General features: G+C 51.6%; 18 protein-coding genes. 8 read left to right on the forward strand and 10 right to left on the reverse strand.

What is annotated here, in order from left to right; translation table 11 throughout:
* Window positions 1-161 precede the first annotated feature (161 nt).
* Window positions 162-872, forward strand: coding sequence for an ABC transporter ATP-binding protein (locus tag D8682_RS08290; RefSeq protein WP_064548506.1), 711 nt, complete (start codon window positions 162-164; stop codon window positions 870-872).
* Between the two features lie 44 nt (window positions 873-916).
* On the opposite strand, the gene D8682_RS08295 is transcribed toward D8682_RS08290, so the two are convergent.
* The 6 genes from D8682_RS08295 to bioB form a co-directional block, all read right to left on the reverse strand.
* Entirely contained in the window at window positions 917-1,435 is a 519-nt protein-coding gene (locus tag D8682_RS08295) for an AlpA family transcriptional regulator (RefSeq protein ID WP_121814013.1), read from the reverse strand.
* Window positions 1,436-1,452: 17 nt separating this feature from the next.
* The gene (locus tag D8682_RS08300) at window positions 1,453-1,716 is read right to left on the reverse strand and encodes a hypothetical protein (protein ID WP_121814014.1); all 264 of its coding nucleotides are present in this window, start codon (window positions 1,714-1,716) and stop codon (window positions 1,453-1,455) included.
* Between the two features lie 173 nt (window positions 1,717-1,889).
* The gene (bioD, locus tag D8682_RS08305; protein WP_121814015.1) at window positions 1,890-2,573 is read right to left on the reverse strand and encodes a dethiobiotin synthase; all 684 of its coding nucleotides are present in this window, start codon (window positions 2,571-2,573) and stop codon (window positions 1,890-1,892) included.
* A complete protein-coding gene (gene bioC / locus D8682_RS08310; protein WP_064548512.1) occupies window positions 2,566-3,324 on the reverse strand; it encodes a malonyl-ACP O-methyltransferase BioC in 759 nt (252 codons plus the stop codon). Before bioC ends, bioD begins: the two co-directional genes overlap by 8 nt.
* Window positions 3,308-4,459, reverse strand: a complete 1,152-nt coding sequence (gene bioF, locus D8682_RS08315; RefSeq protein WP_121814016.1) for an 8-amino-7-oxononanoate synthase — start codon at window positions 4,457-4,459, stop codon at window positions 3,308-3,310. The genes bioC and bioF overlap by 17 nt, the downstream gene beginning before the upstream one ends.
* Entirely contained in the window at window positions 4,456-5,496 is a 1,041-nt protein-coding gene (gene bioB, locus D8682_RS08320; protein ID WP_064548515.1) for a biotin synthase BioB, read from the reverse strand. Before bioB ends, bioF begins: the two co-directional genes overlap by 4 nt.
* Before the next feature lie 89 nt (window positions 5,497-5,585).
* Here bioB and bioA point away from each other — a divergent pair, with 89 nt between their 5' ends.
* The 4 genes from bioA to D8682_RS08340 all read left to right on the forward strand — a co-directional run bounded on the left by bioA (window position 5,586) and on the right by D8682_RS08340 (window position 9,529).
* A complete protein-coding gene (bioA, locus tag D8682_RS08325) occupies window positions 5,586-6,875 on the forward strand; it encodes an adenosylmethionine--8-amino-7-oxononanoate transaminase (protein WP_121814017.1) in 1,290 nt (429 codons plus the stop codon).
* Between the two features lie 70 nt (window positions 6,876-6,945).
* Window positions 6,946-7,626, forward strand: coding sequence for a type 1 glutamine amidotransferase domain-containing protein (locus tag D8682_RS08330; protein WP_121814018.1), 681 nt, complete (start codon window positions 6,946-6,948; stop codon window positions 7,624-7,626).
* Between the two features lie 16 nt (window positions 7,627-7,642).
* Window positions 7,643-8,119 (forward strand): kinase inhibitor, encoded by a 477-nt coding sequence (locus D8682_RS08335; RefSeq protein ID WP_064548522.1) that lies wholly within the window; start codon window positions 7,643-7,645, stop codon window positions 8,117-8,119.
* A 111-nt stretch (window positions 8,120-8,230) separates the two neighbouring features.
* Entirely contained in the window at window positions 8,231-9,529 is a 1,299-nt protein-coding gene (locus D8682_RS08340; protein WP_064548524.1) for a putative acyl-CoA thioester hydrolase, read from the forward strand.
* A 68-nt stretch (window positions 9,530-9,597) separates the two neighbouring features.
* Here the strand turns inward: D8682_RS08340 and pgl are convergent, their stop codons facing one another.
* A complete protein-coding gene (gene pgl / locus D8682_RS08345) occupies window positions 9,598-10,596 on the reverse strand; it encodes a 6-phosphogluconolactonase (protein ID WP_121814019.1) in 999 nt (332 codons plus the stop codon).
* A 142-nt stretch (window positions 10,597-10,738) separates the two neighbouring features.
* Here pgl and D8682_RS08350 point away from each other — a divergent pair, with 142 nt between their 5' ends.
* A complete protein-coding gene (locus tag D8682_RS08350) occupies window positions 10,739-11,557 on the forward strand; it encodes a pyridoxal phosphatase (RefSeq protein ID WP_064548528.1) in 819 nt (272 codons plus the stop codon).
* 41 nt (window positions 11,558-11,598) lie between these two features.
* On the opposite strand, the gene modC is transcribed toward D8682_RS08350, so the two are convergent.
* From modC to modA, 3 genes are read right to left on the reverse strand one after another with little or no spacing between them, the layout of a single operon-like run.
* Window positions 11,599-12,657 carry a molybdenum ABC transporter ATP-binding protein ModC gene (modC, locus tag D8682_RS08355; RefSeq protein WP_064548531.1) on the reverse strand — a complete coding sequence of 353 codons (1,059 nt, stop codon included), beginning with the start codon at window positions 12,655-12,657 and terminating at the stop codon, window positions 11,599-11,601.
* Window positions 12,657-13,349 carry a molybdate ABC transporter permease subunit gene (modB, locus tag D8682_RS08360; protein ID WP_064548533.1) on the reverse strand — a complete coding sequence of 231 codons (693 nt, stop codon included), beginning with the start codon at window positions 13,347-13,349 and terminating at the stop codon, window positions 12,657-12,659. Before modB ends, modC begins: the two co-directional genes overlap by 1 nt.
* A complete protein-coding gene (gene modA / locus D8682_RS08365; RefSeq protein WP_121814020.1) occupies window positions 13,349-14,122 on the reverse strand; it encodes a molybdate ABC transporter substrate-binding protein in 774 nt (257 codons plus the stop codon). Before modA ends, modB begins: the two co-directional genes overlap by 1 nt.
* 335 nt (window positions 14,123-14,457) lie before the next feature.
* Between modA and D8682_RS08370 the strand changes: the two genes are divergently transcribed.
* A complete protein-coding gene (locus D8682_RS08370) occupies window positions 14,458-15,672 on the forward strand; it encodes a phosphoadenosine phosphosulfate reductase (protein ID WP_121814021.1) in 1,215 nt (404 codons plus the stop codon).
* Window positions 15,669-16,301 (forward strand): ParB/RepB/Spo0J family partition protein, encoded by a 633-nt coding sequence (locus D8682_RS08375; protein WP_238392829.1) that lies wholly within the window; start codon window positions 15,669-15,671, stop codon window positions 16,299-16,301. The genes D8682_RS08370 and D8682_RS08375 overlap by 4 nt, the downstream gene beginning before the upstream one ends.
* The last annotated feature ends 2 nt before the right edge of the window (window positions 16,302-16,303 follow it).

Raw genomic sequence — 16,303 nt, forward strand, 5'->3', positions numbered from 1 at the left:
GACGAAGGTTTCTTCAACCTTTTTCATGAGTCTTTTCTCAAAGTTGCCATGTTCTGCCGCGCAAAAAGGTTCATGGCAAGGGAATTGCACAGTTTTACTTGTCCTGGTTTGAGTGGTGGACGCCACGCTGCGCTGTTAACCCAATCCGAAGGAGAATATCGATGTTGAGTCTGCGAGCTGTTAATCAGTTTTATGGTGAGAGCCATATTCTGTGGAACTTGGATCTTGAGCTGACTCCAGGCGAATGTACCTGTGTGTTAGGTGCGCCAGGAATGGGCAAAACAACGCTGGTTAACTGCATCACTGGTTACCTGCCCGTACAAAGTGGCAGTATGACCTGGCTTGAGGCAGGGCATCCTCCACAAGATTTGCTGACCCAACCTATTGAAGGCCGGGCGGCTCTTGGGATGAGTTATGTCGCCCAGGACAGACGCATCTTTTCCCAACTGAGCGTTGAGGAGAACCTGCAAATTGCGCTGTTAGCTGCCCGTGTGCGGACGCGGGCGATCCCATCGATGATCTATGAACTGTTCCCTGAACTTTATAGCTTGCGCCATGTGCGCGGTGGCGAGCTGTCAGGCGATCTTCAGCAGCAACTGGCATTAGCAAGGGCGCTGGTGACCGAGCCGAAACTGTTGATTCTGGATGAACCGACTTTTGGCAGCGGCCAGCGGTTTATTCATGATCTCAGCAATATCATCCGACGTTTAAGCCGTGACTTTGGATTAACTATCCTGTTAGTAGAACAGCGGTTGCCGTTTATTCGTCGTGTAGCAGACCGTTTCTGTTTGCTCCACCGTGGACGAAACGTCGCTCAGGGTCATGTCGCAATGCTGGACGACAAACTGGTTTCTAGTTGGATTGACCCATGATGGTGTATCAATCGACGGCATGATGGGTTAATCCGGTTCTGCCGTCACAACTGCCCGAGTTGCTTCTGTAAATCATCATCGAGATCGGCGAGTTCCCGTTGTAAATTGCATTGCCGTGTCACGGCTGAAAGCTCTACCAACGGCAAAGGGACTTTTGACACCCCAGCTTCACGCATCCAGCGCAACACCGGTTCCAGATGCCAAATAGCGGTTTTACCGTCGTGCACTGGTTGAGGAAACGCGTTCCGGCTGACCATCACTTTACGCATGTACTGGCGCGAAAACCCCAGCAGTTCGGCAATATCGGTTAGTCCAACCAGGTCAGGCATCACTTCGACCAACACCGCACCTGGAATAATACGTTTCACGTCTTTAATGGCGGAAACAACGGCCTGCTTTGCCTCTTGCGCTTCACGCATGAAATTCAATGCAATGCGCCCGGTCACCCCCACGCCAACCAGTGCGTCATCGCAGCCTTGTGCGCCTAACGCCTCTACCCACTCAGCAGGATTCTGGCTTTTTTCTGGCAAGGTAAAAATCAATGTGAAACTAAATTCTGACATGTTCTGCTCCTTGAAACTTAATGTCTGATAATGGCCGGCGTACTTTGCTGACTACAGTTATCAACGACAAGACGTATTTGCCTGGCATGGTTGTACGCACTGCGCGGCGCACTCCAGATACAACTAATACAAAACTCACCGCACCGGCAGGCTTTGTCATTCCACGGACAATACATCTTCCCCCAGCAATGCGAACCACCAGGCTGGACCCGCCAGCCATGACACTCCGGATAACTCAATGCTGCTTCAATATCCTTATTCGGGTGCAAACGCCGCTTCATAAAAACCTCCTGGCTATACTCTCAAAAAAGTTGTCATGTGACAACATGGAATTGAAAAGTAATTTACTCGCACTCAGCGTTTCTTCAAGGAGATGTTTTGGGCAACAACGGATTCAGGAATAGCGCCCGAAAAATTTATCGGGCGTTGCAGAAAGGATCACAAGATTTGCGAGTTATGCAGAAAGAAGTGAAATATCCAGATGGCTGCCGAGAGGGCTTTGCTCATTAAGTTGCGGGTAAAACGGAATTTCACCCAACATCGGGGCGTTTAAAACGTCACGTAACGTCGCGATGTATTCTGCGTGACGTTTGCCTGTTGGCTGAACGTCGTTGGCAATCCACCCCGCCAGATGCAGCCCTGCACTCCGCACCGCATGTGCCGTTAGCATGGCGTGGTTAATACATCCCAGTTTCACCCCAACAACCAGGATCACCGGCAGTTGCTGCTGGATAACCCAATCAGCAAAAGTGGCGGTCTGCGAAAGTGGCGTAAACCAGCCTCCCGCTCCTTCAACCTGTAACCAATCAGCTTGCGAAGCCAGTGCTTCCAGCCCCAGAGATAGCTGTGAAAATTCAATAGGCCGCTCTTCCAACGCACTGACAATGTGTGGTGACGTCGGTTCCAAAAAAGCAAAAGGGTTCACCTGGTCATAGTCTACTTTGACGCTGCTATTGCGCTGCAATGCCAGTGCATCGCTATTGCGGATACCCGCAGCCGTCATTTCGCTTCCCGACGCTACCGGCTTATAACCTGCCGTACGGTAACCCGCCTGTGTGGCGGCTTGCAGCAAGGCGCAACTGGCGACTGTTTTACCGACTTCAGTATCGGTTCCGGTCACAAACCATCGTTTAATCACGTTCTATTACTCCACAAACGAGCTGCCATGTCAGGGGGAATTGCCCCTCTTTTTGCGGCCAGGCGAGACTTAATTTTTGCAATTGCTGACGGGTCATCAATGACGCTTTTCGTCCGTCATGAAGGTGTGTTGCGCCAATGCCTTTTAGCGAGTGCATGGCACTCATTACGCTTGGGTAAAATTGGCTAATCTCATGAATTTGTAGAGAACAACGCCAGCCTTCACAAGCCTGCTGAATCTGCTCAATCGAGAGGAATTGATTGGCATGTGAGCGTTCGTCTACCGCGTGCCATGCGGTATGTAGCTCACTTAATGAGTTCGCCGCAAGCGTAGTAAATGCCACACATCCTCCCGAGCGGGTGATGCGATAAAGCTCACTCAATCCACTGTGTAAATCGCTGCACCATTGCACCGCAAGGTTGCTCCAGGCTAAATCGACTTGCCCGTCAGGAAGTGCGATGGCTTCGATGTCACCTTCGAGATAACAATCTGCCGACTCACGTTGTGCCGCATAATTCAGCATTGCAGCAGAGAGATCTAACGCCGTCACATGGCAGCCTTTGTCACGCCATACGCGGCTGTACCAGCCGGTACCACACCCGGCGTCCAGCATCGTGGAGATACGTCGGCCTTCAAGCATATCGGTAAGAAATCCGCCGCTGATGCGCTGTAGCTCGGCGTGGCTGTCATAGGTGGGTGCCGCGCGTCCAAAAGCGGCTGCGACAGCGGCTTTGTTAACGAGTTGCGTCATACAGCGCCTCCAGAAGCTTGTCGATATCATCAGCGGTGTGGCTGGCGGTCAGCGTCACACGCAGCCTGGCGGTGCCCGGTGGAACCGTTGGCGGGCGAATCGCCGTCATCCAAAATCCGCGCTCACGCATGGTGGAAGCGAGGTTCAGCGCAGCCTGATTTTCACCCACAATTAATGGCTGGATCGCGGTTTGCGAAGCCATTAATTTCAACGGCAGCTGTGCTGCCCCAGATCGGAAATGGACAATATTGGCGCGTAATTGCGCACGTCTGGACTCATCGTGACGAATAACATTCAATGCCGCCGATAACGCGCACGCCTGTGCGGGGGGCATGGCGGTGCTGTAAATCAGATGACGGGCAAATTGCAGCAAATAATCAGCCAGTGATTCACTGCACAGTACCGCGGCCCCGCCGGCACCAAAAGCTTTGCCAAAAGTGACGACTAATAAATCCGGTTTGATCTGTTGCTGGTCACAACTTCCGCGCCCTTCTTCGCCTATAACCCCGATGCCATGCGCATCATCGACCATCAGCAAAGCCCCTGCATTACGGCTTAACTGCGTGATTTCAGCCAACGGTGCGGCATCGCCATCCATGCTGAAGACCCCTTCGGTTACCACCAGTTGTTGGCCTTCATGGGGTTGCGCCAGCAAGGTTTGCAACGATGGCACATCATTATGCGTAAAGCGCCGCAACTGTGCAGGGCTGTTCATTGCCGCTTCCAGCAGCGAGGCGTGGCTGAGTTTATCGGCAATAATTCGATCCGATTTTTCCGTTAGCGCGGCAATCAGCGCCTGGTTCGCCGCAAAACCGGAAATAAACAGCAGCGCACGGGGAAACCCAAGCCAGTCGGCAAGCTGTTGTTCAAATTGCTGGTGCGCCTCGTGGTAGCCCGTGACATGCCCGGAACCGCCGCTGCCGACACCGTAAGTCTCGGCTCCCTGCTGCCAGGCCTGAATCACCTGCGCATGGTGGCTCATTCCCAGATAGTCATTGCTGGAAAAATTCAGATAGCGGGTTTGGTTTTGCACAAGGTAGCGCCCGCTACCTTGTTGATTAACCTGGCGGATTCGGAAACTGTCATTTGCCCGCCGTTGCTCAAGCGCACTGTCGATACGTTGCTGCCAGGTCATACAGCCGCCGCATTGTAGTAATTCTCCGTATCCGCGGTGAGCAACTGTTCGGCCAGTTGTTGTTGCTGTTCGTTATCGCCCGCGTGGGTGGTGGTTTGCTGCGGGTTTAGGCCCAGCTTGCGGAACAATTGCAGGTCTTTGTCTTCTTCCGGATTTGGCGTGGTCAGCAGTTTGCAGCCGTAGAAAATGGAATTGGCACCCGCCATGAAACACATGGCCTGAGTTTGTTCACTCATCTGCTCGCGCCCGGCAGAAAGGCGCACGAAAGACCCTGGCATCATGATGCGCGCCACCGCGATGGTGCGAATAAAATCAAATGCATCGACGTCTTCGTTATCGGCCATCGGTGTGCCCTTCACCTTCACCAGCATGTTGATTGGCACGCTCTCAGGCGGCGTCGGCAGATTGGCAAGTTGCAGCAACAACCCTGCGCGGTCGGTTACGGTTTCACCCAGCCCAACAATGCCGCCGGAGCAGACTTTAATCCCGGCATCGCGCACTTTGTCGAGCGTGTCGAGGCGCTCCTGGTAGGTACGCGTGGTAATAATATTGCCGTAAAATTCTGGCGAGGTATCGAGGTTGTGATTGTAGTAATCCAGCCCTGCAGCGGCCAGGCGATCTGCTTGCGCACCGGTTAACGTGCCCAGCGTCATACAGGTTTCCAGCCCCATTTCGCGCACGCCTTGCACCATTTGCTCAAGGTACGGCATGTCGCGATCGTTAGGGTTTTTCCAGGCAGCACCCATGCAGAAACGGGTAGAACCGGCGTTCAACGCTTTACGCGCCGAGTCGAGAACTTGCTCAACCTCCATCAAGCGTTCGGATGCCAGCCCAGTTTTGTATCGCGCACTTTGAGGGCAATATTTGCAATCTTCCGGGCATGCGCCGGTTTTAATCGACAGCAAGGTACTGACCTGAACATGGCGGGGATCGAAGTGCTGACGGTGAACTTGTTGTGCTTCAAACATCAGTTCGAGGAAAGGTTTTTCAAATAAAGCAGTGACCTGCGACATTGACCAGCGTGCGTGGTGAGCCATTGGGCGTCTCCAAAAAGGGTGTTGTTAGCCGTTGATTGACGTTATACTTGTAAACCTAAATCTTTTTTAAATGGTTTACAAGTCACCCTATGACCCCTGCTGATTTAGCGTTCGACCAACAACATATCTGGCACCCGTACACGTCTATGACCCAACCGTTACCGGTTTATCCGGTGGTAGCGGCTACGGGCTGCGAACTGCAACTTGCTGATGGTAAAGCCCTTGTTGACGGGATGTCGTCCTGGTGGGCGGCGATTCATGGCTACAATCACCCGCGTTTAAACCAGGCGATGAAAGACCAGATTGACCAGATGTCACACGTGATGTTCGGCGGTATCACCCACCCACCCGCGGTGGCACTGTGTCGTAAACTGGTCGCCATGACGCCGGAAAATCTTGAATGCGTTTTCCTTGCCGACTCCGGCTCTGTCGCCGTTGAAGTGGCGATGAAAATGGCGTTGCAGTACTGGCACGCAAAAGGCGAACCACGCCAGCGTTTCCTGACTTTCCGTCATGGTTATCATGGCGATACCTTTGGTGCGATGTCAGTGTGTGACCCGGATAACTCGATGCACAGCCTGTGGCAAGGTTATCTCCCTGAACATTTATTTGCCCCTGCACCAGATTGCCGTTTTGACGACGAATGGAATGAAATGGACATCGTGCCGTTCGCCCGTTTGATGGCCGCTCATCGCCATGAAATTGCCGCCGTTATCCTCGAACCCATCGTCCAGGGCGCGGGCGGCATGCGCTTTTATCACCCTGAATGGCTGCGTCGAATCCGCCGCATGTGCGACCGCGAAGGCATATTGCTGATTGCCGATGAGATAGCGACCGGCTTTGGTCGTACAGGCAAATTGTTTGCCTGCGAACATGCAGGGATTTCAGCAGATATTCTGTGCCTTGGTAAAGCGCTGACCGGCGGCACGATGACGCTTTCCGCCACGCTCACCACGCGCCAGGTTGCCGAAACCATTAGCGACGGCGAAGCCGGATGCTTTATGCACGGCCCGACGTTTATGGGCAATCCGCTGGCCTGTGCGGTCGCGACCGAAAGCCTCACCTTGCTGGAAGAAGGCCACTGGCAGCAGCAAGTTAATGCTCTGGAACAGCAGTTACTGGAAGGGCTTAAACCCTTGCAGAATTGTCAGCAAGTAGCCGATGTGCGCGTGCTTGGGGCCATTGGCGTGGTGGAAACGCATCATCCGGTGGATATGGCTGCACTTCAGGCGTTCTTTGTTGAGCAAGGCGTGTGGATCCGTCCATTTGGCCGCCTGATTTATCTGATGCCACCTTACGTCATCACGCATGAACAGCTAGCAAAATTGATCACCGCCGTAACGAATGCGGTAGAAAACCCGGCCTTCTTCAAAAGCTGAGCACCAGCAAGCCGCTCACAGATGCACTACACTTCGAGGATCTTTTCATGCGCCCAACCGGGAGAGTCAAATGAAAATCCTCATGGTTTTAACCTCGCACAATCAACTGGGCAATACCGGCAAACCCACAGGCTTTTGGCTTGAGGAGTTTGCCGCGCCGTATTATGTCTTTCGTGACGCAGGTTTGAATATTACTCTCGCTTCACCACAAGGTGGCCAACCGCCGCTTGATCCCAAAAGTGATGAGCCGGATGCACAAACCGACGACACTCGCCGTTTCCGTCATGATACTGACGCACAAAAGCGGTTAGCTAATACAGAAAAGCTTGCCACCATCCGCGCTGAAGATTTTGATGCGGTGTTTTACCCTGGCGGCCACGGGCCATTGTGGGATTTGGCAGAAGATGAACACTCGATCACATTGATTGAACAGTTTTGGGCGGCGGGTAAGCCTGTTGCCGCGGTTTGTCATGCGCCAGGCGTGTTACGCAAGGTGAAAAAACCGGATGGGTCACCGCTGGTGAAAGGCAAACGGGTGACCGGTTTTACCAATAGCGAAGAGGATGGCGTTGGCTTAACCGCCATCGTGCCATTCCTGGTGGAAGATGAGCTGAAAAAAGCCGGTGGGCTATTCGAGCGCACTGATGACTGGGGCGAGTACGCGGTGGTCGACGGGCATCTGGTGACCGGGCAAAACCCGGCGTCGTCAGCTGTAGCGGCCGAAGAACTGCTTAAACTATTGAAACTCTAGTAAGGAAGGTTCGGCTATGAAACTCTTTAGTCAGGATATTAAGGAAGGCGACAAACTTCCCGCACGCCACGTTTTTAACGGCATGGGTTACCAGGGCGACAATATTTCCCCGCATCTTGCCTGGGATGAAGTCCCGAGCGGAACCAAAAGTTTTGTCGTCACCTGTTATGACCCGGACGCGCCGACGGGCTCCGGCTGGTGGCACTGGGTAGTGGTGAATCTTCCTGCTGATACCCGCGTATTGCCGCAAGGTTCTGGCTCAAATTTAGTGGAGTTACCCGAACCTGCGATTCAGACACGCACCGATTTCGGCAAAGCGGGATACGGTGGAGCAGCACCGCCGAAAGGCGAAACTCATCGCTATATCTTTACCGTGTATGCCCTCGACGTGGAACAGCTTGAGGTTGATGAAAATGCATCCGGCGCCATGGTCGGCTTTAACGTCCATTTCCACTCTTTAGCCAGTGCCTCTATCACCGCAATGTTCAGATAGTCCGCTTTTTATGAAGCCGATTTGCACAATCGGCTTCCTGTTTCACTCAACTTAGTATAAAAAAGCAGGCTTTAAGACCCCATTTTAAAATTGCATTGCAAGGAGCAAGCCTTGAACACATTTTCGGTTTCTCGTCGGGCAGCTGTGCTCGCTTTTGCTGTGGCTTTGTCGGCCTGTAGCTCAACACCGTCGGCAGAACGCCCTTCTACACAAGCAGCACCAGGCACTCAATCTCGCCCGATTTTATCGTCCGATGAAGCGCAGAACTTTGTTCAGGCGCGCTACTTCTCATCTAAGAATAAAGATGAAGCTCCATGGACTCCTTCCTCGATTCGCCTTCCTCAGCAGCCTGACTTTGTTGTCGGTGCCGCGGGTGGCGCAGGTGTAACGCATACGTCTATTCAGGCCGCCGTTGATGCCGCCATGATGAAACACAGCAACAATCGCCTGTACATTGCGATTCAGCCGGGCGAGTACGCCGGTACCGTTTATATTCCTGCGGGTTCTGGCAGCGTGACGCTGTACGGCACCACTGATAACGCTGCTGATGTAAAAATCACCATGCCACTGGATTCTGAAATCGACGTGAATACCTGGCGCCGTGCCGTTAACCCAGCAGGCAAATATATGCCGGGTAAACCAGCCTGGTACATGTTTGATAGCTGCCAGAGCAAGCGCACTGCAACCGTCGGTATCATGTGTTCTGCCGCGGTCTGGTCACAGAACAATGGTTTGCAGATGCAGAACCTGACTATCGCCAACACCCTGGGTGACAGCGTTGATGCGTCTAATCATCAGGCCGTCGCGCTGCGTACTGATGGCGACAAAGTGCAGTTGAACAATGTTCACCTGCTGGGCCGTCAGAACACCTTCTTCGTCACCAACAGCGACGTGCAAAACCGCCTGTTGACTGACCGTCAACCTCGCACCCTGGTAACTAACAGCTACATTGAAGGCGATGTAGATGTGGTTGCCGGCCGAGGTGCAGTGGTGTTTGATAACACCGATTTCCGCCTGGTAAACAGCCGTACGCAAGAAGGCTCGGTATTTGCTCCGGCAACTCAGCCAAACATTTATTACGGCTTCCTGGCAATTAACAGCCGCTTCTCAGCTGCTGGCGAGAACGTTGCACAACTGGGCCGCGCCTGGGATGTTGAAGCCACTGAAAACGGTTATGCCGCAGGCCAGACTTCAAACGGCCAGGTGGTTATCCGTGACAGCGTGATCAACGAAGGTTTCAACAACGCGAAACCGTGGGGCGATGCCGTAGGTTCTAAACGTCCGTTCACCGGCAACATCGGTACTAAAGGCGAGAAAGGCGAAATTCAGCGCGACCTGAACGACGCTAACGCAAACCGCCTGTGGGAATTCAACAACCGCGGCGTAGGTAGCCAAGTCGTTACCCACTAATATTAAGCCCATGGCTTAAAACAAAAAACCTCGCAATTGCGAGGTTTTTTGTCATCATAATCAAATGGTTATACTGCGTTAACCACCACCCACATCGGCCCCTGCCCTACAGCATAGCGGCCTTTCTCTTCAAGCAAACCTTGCTCACCCGTGATTTGATAAACCGCGATATGGTGCGATTTCTGGCCTGCGGCAATCAGATATTTACCTGAGTGATCAACGTTGAAGCCACGCGGTTGGCTCTCAGTCGGCTGGTAGCCTTCCACTGCCAGAACGCTGCCATCTTCAGAAACACTAAATACCGTGATAATGCTGGCAGTGCGGTCGCAAGTGTAGAGATGCCGACCATCAGGCGTGATATGGATATCAGCCGCCCAACGGGTATCAGAGAAACCTGGAGGCATGATATCCAGCGTCTGCACGCACTCAATTTTTCCCAGGGTATTTTTCAGTTCCCACACATCCACAGAACCGTTCAATTCGTTAACGCAATAACCGTATTGCTGATTCGGGTGGAACGCCATATGACGTGGCCCAGCACCTTCAACGGTGGTCACTTCTGCCGGGGTTTGCGCGACCAGATGGCCGTCTTCAGACAGAGTAAACTGGCAGATGCGATCTTGCTTCAATGCCGGAACCCACAAGGTGCGGTTGTCCGGGGAAATATTGGCGGAGTGGCAACCTTCTAAACCTTCCACCACATCGACAACCTCGCCAGGCAGACCGTCGTTAGCCAGGCTCACCACACTGACGCTGCCCGCATTGTAAGATGCGCTGAACAGGAAACGGCCTTGATGGTCGGTCGAAATGTGCGTTGGGCTGCCCGGAATTGACGTGACACCGGCTTCGGTAAGCATGCCGTCATCTGGCGCAATGCGGAAGGCAATCACACGAAACTCGGGGCGCACTCCCACATACAGATAACGTTTGTCAGGGCTTATCACCATCGGCTGAACCTGTCCTGGCACGTCCACTACCTGAACCAGCGTAAGCTCGCCACCAGAATTAAGTTGCCAAACGTGGATTTGCTGGCTTTCCGGGCTGGCGGTATAAACAGTTTGTTTCATGAATTATCTCTCCTCCCAACGTCTTGAGTAATAGTCACAAGGGTAGTGCGTTTTGCCGCTTCGTGTTGTCATTTTGAACAACGCCGCAAGCGGTGTAACATCGGCACAGGCCTTATGATTCTGAATTTGACTGGAACCCTAAATGACTTATCGCGTAATCGCCCTTGATCTTGACGGCACGTTACTCACGCCGCAAAAAACCATTCTTCCTGAATCACTGACAGCTTTACAACGCGCGCGTGACGCTGGCGTGAAAGTTGTCATTGTGACGGGCCGCCATCACGTTGCCATCCATCCTTTTTATCAGGCACTGGCTCTGGAAACACCTGCAATTTGCTGTAACGGTACTTACTTGTATGATTATCATGCAAAAAAGGTGCTTTCATCCGATCCTTTGCAGCCTCAACAAGCTAACCAGTTGATTGACCTACTGGATACCCATAACGTTCATGGGTTGATGTATGTCGATGATGCGATGCTGTATCAGGAACCGACAGGTCATGTTTTGCGTACCGAGAACTGGGCTAAATCCTTGCCAGAATCTCAGCGCCCGGTGTTCCGCCATGTGAATTCTCTGCGCGAAGCCGCACATGAAGTGGATGCTATCTGGAAGTTTGCGCTGACTGATGAAGACACTGTGAAATTGCAAAACTTCACACAGGTTGTGGAGCAAGAACTAGGTCTGTCGTGTGAGTGGTCATGGCATGATCAGGTTGATGTGGCACAACGCGGCAACAGCAAAGGCAATCGCTTAGCGCAATGGGTTGCATCTCAAGGTTTATCAATGAGCCAGGTCATTGCCTTTGGCGATAATTTTAACGATTTGAGTATGCTGGAAACTGCCGGACTCGGTGTGGCAATGGGCAATGCCGATGAGGCAATTAAAGCCCGTGCCGATTTGGTGATTGGCACCAATCTGGAAACCGGTATCGCCGAGACGATTTATAAGCATTTGTTGTAATGAATTTTATTGGCGGGCAGCGAAACACGCCCGCCAGTAATTCACGCGGTTATCGAAACACTCTTAATTTGCGCATACAACCATTGGCCCGGTTTTATCATTAGCTCGTCCCGCGCCCACGGGCTAATCCGCGCCCACAACGTTCTCGACCCGACTTCCAGTTGCACTTCCACCTGCCCTTCATCGTCATAACATTGCGCGACTTTCGCCCGCAACACGTTACGGATGCTGCTGTTGACTGGCGGCTGAAGAATCAATGAAACGTCTGAGGCCTGGATGCGAATGCGTAACGACGCCTGCAACGGTTTATCCAGTTTATTGACCCACAAATGCTGATCGCCCAGCGCCAGTGCAGTCATCGCGTAATGCGGATGATGTTCCAGTACGGTCACTTTGAGCACGCTACTTTGCTGCTCTTTCGGTAACCACGGGTGCATCACGCTACTGCCCCACACTTCTTCCAGATTGCCAAAGGCTTTCACTTTACCCGCATCCAGCACCAGCACTTTATCTGCCAGGTGGAGAATTTCCTCCAGCGAGTGGCTGACGTAAAGCATCGGGATGTTAATTTCTCGCGCCAGCCGCTGCAAATATGGCAGCAATTCACGCTTACGCGGAATATCCAGCGAGGCGAGCGGCTCATCAAGCAACAACAGTTCTGGAGATGTCAGCAAGGCACGGCCAATCGCCACACGCTGTTTTTCACCGCCCGAAAGGCTCCACGGGAAGCGCTCAAGCAACGGTTCAATACCGAGTAACGCGACCATTTTGTCGAACTGCCCTGCGGCGGATCTGTGCATACCGTATTTCAGGTTGCCACGCACGCGGTAATGCGGGAACAGGCGTGCGTCCTGGAATACATAACCAATACGACGTTTTTCCGGGGCCAGAAAATGCTTCTTTTCTGCGTCGCTCAACACCCGATCATTAAGCACGATCCGGCCTTGTTGCGGATGTGTCAGACCACTAATCGCATTAATCAGCGAGGTTTTCCCGGCACCTGAAACGCCAAATACTGCCGTAATGCCCATGCCGGGTAAGGTTTCGTTTATCTCAAGACGATGTTCGCCCAGCGTCTGAACAAAATTGAGTTCCAGCATCAGACTGCCCCTATCCGCTTACGGCTCTGTCGTGCCAGCCATTCCGCCACCAGCAAAGACACCAGCGCTAATACAATCGAAATCACGCACAAACGTGCTGCCGCATTTTCGCCGCCAGGGGTTTGAATCAGGGTGTACATCGCCGAAGGAATAGTGCGGGTTTCGCCGGGAATATTTGAAACGAAGGTAATAGTTGCGCCGAATTCGCCAAGTGAACGGGCAAACGCCAGCACCGTTCCGGCAATAATGCCCGGTAGGGTCAACGGTAGCGTGATGGTGCAAAATACCCGCCAGCGCCCGGCTCCCAACGTGCGAGCAGCCTGTTCGAGTTTCATATCTACGCCTTCCAGCGCCAGGCGAATCGCTCGTACCATCAGCGGGAAGGACATCACCGCGGCAGCCAGTACCGCTCCGCGCCAACTGAAAGCAAAAGTGATACCAAAAACATCGTAAATCCAGGCGCCAATCACGCCACGTCGCCCCATTGCAATCAGCAATAAGTAACCGACCACCACGGGCGGGAGCACTAAGGGAAGATGGATAATGCTGTCGAGCAGGGCTTTGCCAGGGAACCGGCAACGCACCAGCACCCAGGCAAAGAAGATCCCAAAAGGAAGACTAAACAACACCGCAAGGGTTGAGACTTTCAGGCTCAGCAGTACCGCCTGCCATTCGGGATCGGTCAATATCATTATTTGGTCGTAAATCCGTAACGTTGGAAGATAGCAGCCGCTTCCGGTCCTTTCAGATAAGTGTAAAACGCACTTACCGTTGGGTTGTCGTGGCCTTTCACAATGGCAATCGGGTATTCCACTTTTTTGTGGGAATCTTCAGGGAATGTACCCACCACTTTCACACCTTTACTGGCTACGGCATCGGAACCATACACGATACCTATCGGTGCTTCGTCACGTTCAACCAATGCCAGGGCGCCGCGGACATCTTCTGCCGGAGCTAATTGTGGTGATAGCGTATCCCAGACACCTAATTTTTGCAGCGCTTCTTTGGCATAAATGCCTGCCGGAACGTGGTCTGGATCACCCACAGCAAGACGGCCACCTTTCAGCAACGCAGCCCAGTCAGTTTTAGCATTAATCGCAACATCGCCAATATTGCTGGCTTTAGGTGCCACCACTACCAGACTGTTGCCGAGCAGTGTTTCACGGGAATCGGCTTTAATCGCATCTTTGCTGACCACGTAATCCATCCATTTCTGGTCGGCAGAAATGAATAAATCAGCAGGTGCGCCAGCTTCAATTTGGCGCGCCAGCGTTGAAGATGAAGCGAAAGAAGAGGCAATTTCGACCGTCTTCCCTTTCTGATATTGGGTCGCAATATCCTGCATCGCGTTAATTAACGATGCGGCAGCAAAAACGGTAATTTTGTTGTTATCGGCGAATGCTTGCGCGGCCATTGTGACGCTCAGTGCCGCGCCGAATGCCAGACGTACCCACTGCTTAGCCATGTTTTACTCCATTGAGTTTCGTTATGTAGCGTATAATATAACGATGCTAAGAAGGAATTTACAGAACTTATCGGCAAGAAAGCCGGAAACTTGATCCAAATCCTGGTTGCCTGTTACATGAGCATGAAGCCAGACAAGTTTCATTCAATACCAATATGGCACCTGAATTATATTCAGATAATATATAAATCAATGCTAAATATATTTTTAAATTACCATTAAATTTATTTTTAGATATTAGAGCTAAAAATAAAAAAAACAAAAAAAATGCCACATAACATTATGTTTATATTGATATATCATAAATATCTTTAATTATTACATGACCAACAATAATGTCTTCACATAAAATTCCTCTCCAGCAAAATGTGTTACAGGCATCCCTTGAACGTATTCACTGGACATTCACTAACTTCGACCGCATTTGCATCTCATTTTCCGGCGGAAAAGATTCCACGTTAATGTTTCATTTAACCGCTATGGTCGCACGCCAACTCAAGCGGAAAATCAGCATTCTGTTTGTCGACTGGGAAGCACAATTTAGCCACACCATTTCGGTTATCGAAAAGATGCGTGAACAGTACAAAGATGTAGTCGATGACTTTTACTGGGTTGCCCTTCCCCTTACTACACCGAATTCAGTTTCACAATTTCAACCAGAATGGACGTGCTGGCAGGAGGGCGTTTCCTGGGTTCGCCAACCCCCATCAGATGCCATTACTGATGGTAACTTTTTCCCCTTTTATAAGTATGCAATGAGCTTTGAAGCCTTTGTCGGTGCATTTTCTGAATGGTTTTCCGCATCAAACCCAGCGGCTGTGATGATTGGTATTCGTGCGGATGAGTCCTATCACCGTTTCCTGAGCATCGCCTCAAACAAAAAATTACGTTATGCCGACGACAAGCCCTGGACGACCGCCACCGCAAAGGGACACGCTTATAATGTTTATCCCATCTATGATTGGAAAACTGCCGATATCTGGACGTGGTTTTCCCAGACAAATGAAACCTGCAACACACTGTATTCTCTGATGTATCAGGCTGGGGTTCCCATGCGCCATATGCGAATTTGCGAACCATTTGGCATGGATCAGCGGCAAGGTTTATGGCTTTACCACGTACTCGAGCCGGAAAAATGGGCGTTGATGTGCACACGCGTCAGCGGGGCAAATAGCGGCTGTTTATACGCCTCAGAAAAAGGGGATTTCTACGCCCGTCGGCAGATTAATAAACCAGAACACCTCACCTGGCGTGAGTACGCCATGGCGCTGCTCGACAGTATTCCCGACACCACCGCCGAGCATTATCGCAATAAAATAGCAGTTTACTTGCGCTGGTATCAGACACGAGGCTTCCCCGACGATATTCCTGATACCCAAGAAAAAGATACCGGAAGCAAGGATATGCCCTCATGGCGGCGTATCTGCAAAGTGTTATTAAACAACGATTACTGGTGCCGAACACTTTCATTCAGCCCTAATAAATCAAGTAGTTACAAACGTTACATCCAACGTATTCAGGAGAAACGTCAGATATGGAAAATAATATGACAGTTGAAGAAATTACCGCTTCATTACGCACTCTTCTAACTGCAATGCCGGAAGCTCAGCGCATCGCGTCGATCAATCAAGTGAAAGTCGCATTGCATGAATGTAGCCCTTTCAAAAATGAGCCAGTTGATTGCGTTATCTGGATGAAAACACAAGAAATAAAAGCGAATAATTACAACCCGAATAACGTGGCACCTGCGGAGAAAGCGCTGTTAAATACCTCGCTGATACAGGACGGGTTTACTCACCCGATTGTCGCGACATGCGATGAGAGTACCGATCAATTCATTATCATTGATGGTTTTCATCGTTTTGAAATCAGCAGCAAAGCCGGTGAATTGAACAAACGACTCAAGGGGTATGTTCCAGTTGTTCTGATGCCTCAGGTAAATAATGACAAGAACCGCCGCATGGCAGCCACTATTCGTCATAACCGTGCTCGCGGGCGTCATCAAATTAATGCGATGGCTGAAATCGTGCGCGAGTTGTCACAACTGGGTTGGGATGACTCGAAAATCGGTATTGAGTTGGGAATGGATACGGACGAAGTGTTGCGACTCAAGCAGGTTTGCGGCCTGTTCGAACTGTTTAGCCATCGCCAGTTCTCACAAGCCTGGACGGTAAAATAACC

It is taken from the genome of Buttiauxella sp. 3AFRM03 (assembly GCF_003675305.1).
Classification (GTDB): Bacteria; Pseudomonadota; Gammaproteobacteria; order Enterobacterales; family Enterobacteriaceae; genus Buttiauxella; species Buttiauxella ferragutiae.

Coding starts and splice junctions, on each gene's coding strand:
- modC (WP_064548531.1), bottom strand. CDS start 12,657: ATGCTGGAACTCAATTTTGTTCAGACGCTGGGCGAACATCGTCTTGAG.
- D8682_RS08290 (WP_064548506.1), top strand. CDS start 162: ATGTTGAGTCTGCGAGCTGTTAATCAGTTTTATGGTGAGAGCCATATT.
- D8682_RS08330 (WP_121814018.1), top strand. CDS start 6,946: ATGAAAATCCTCATGGTTTTAACCTCGCACAATCAACTGGGCAATACC.
- D8682_RS08370 (WP_121814021.1), top strand. CDS start 14,458: ATGTCTTCACATAAAATTCCTCTCCAGCAAAATGTGTTACAGGCATCC.
- D8682_RS08295 (WP_121814013.1), bottom strand. CDS start 1,435: ATGTCAGAATTTAGTTTCACATTGATTTTTACCTTGCCAGAAAAAAGC.
- modA (WP_121814020.1), bottom strand. CDS start 14,122: ATGGCTAAGCAGTGGGTACGTCTGGCATTCGGCGCGGCACTGAGCGTC.
- pgl (WP_121814019.1), bottom strand. CDS start 10,596: ATGAAACAAACTGTTTATACCGCCAGCCCGGAAAGCCAGCAAATCCAC.
- D8682_RS08335 (WP_064548522.1), top strand. CDS start 7,643: ATGAAACTCTTTAGTCAGGATATTAAGGAAGGCGACAAACTTCCCGCA.
- D8682_RS08300 (WP_121814014.1), bottom strand. CDS start 1,716: ATGAAGCGGCGTTTGCACCCGAATAAGGATATTGAAGCAGCATTGAGT.
- D8682_RS08350 (WP_064548528.1), top strand. CDS start 10,739: ATGACTTATCGCGTAATCGCCCTTGATCTTGACGGCACGTTACTCACG.
- bioB (WP_064548515.1), bottom strand. CDS start 5,496: ATGGCTCACCACGCACGCTGGTCAATGTCGCAGGTCACTGCTTTATTT.
- bioF (WP_121814016.1), bottom strand. CDS start 4,459: ATGACCTGGCAGCAACGTATCGACAGTGCGCTTGAGCAACGGCGGGCA.
- bioC (WP_064548512.1), bottom strand. CDS start 3,324: ATGACGCAACTCGTTAACAAAGCCGCTGTCGCAGCCGCTTTTGGACGC.
- modB (WP_064548533.1), bottom strand. CDS start 13,349: ATGATATTGACCGATCCCGAATGGCAGGCGGTACTGCTGAGCCTGAAA.
- D8682_RS08375 (WP_238392829.1), top strand. CDS start 15,669: ATGACAGTTGAAGAAATTACCGCTTCATTACGCACTCTTCTAACTGCA.
- bioA (WP_121814017.1), top strand. CDS start 5,586: ATGACCCCTGCTGATTTAGCGTTCGACCAACAACATATCTGGCACCCG.